Genomic DNA, 425 nt, shown 5'->3' with positions numbered 1-425 from the left:
CTATCGCCGCGAAGAGTCCCGCAGGACCAGCTGGGTCGGGATCGCCCGGCTTTCCGCGCCCTCGCCGCGGATCAGCGCGATCAGGCTGTCCACCAGCAGGCTGCCGGCCAGCTTAGTGTCCTGCTGCACCGTGGTCAGCGAGGGCGACACCGAGCCGGCCAGGGGGATGTCGTCGAAGCCGGCGACCGAGATCTCCCCCGGCACCGAGACCCCCTCTTCCGAGAGACGGCCGAGAAGCCCGAGTGCCACGACGTCGTTGTACGCGATCACGGCCGTGGCCCCGGTCGCCTTCAGCGCCGGCCAGGAATCGTAGCCGTCTTCGAAGGCGTGGCCGCACGGCACATCGATGATCTCGACGTCGGCCTCCGCAGTGCGCAGCTCGTCGAGTCCGCGCTCGCGTTCCCAGTTCGCCCGCGCGTAGGCAG

Annotated in this window: 1 protein-coding gene; it reads right to left on the bottom strand. The window is 70.1% G+C overall.

Going from position 1 to position 425, the window contains the following annotated elements; genetic code table 11:
* Positions 1-425, bottom strand: a 425-nt coding sequence (locus SB753_RS34965) for a substrate-binding domain-containing protein (protein WP_410804615.1), incomplete at its 5' end; no start/stop codon positions are given.

It is taken from the genome of Paraburkholderia sp. SIMBA_053, from assembly GCF_046534895.1.
GTDB lineage: Bacteria > Pseudomonadota > Gammaproteobacteria > Burkholderiales > Burkholderiaceae > Paraburkholderia > Paraburkholderia caledonica.
The sequence above is the reverse complement of the archived record's forward strand: the minus strand, read 5'-3'. Positions and strand labels throughout refer to the sequence as shown.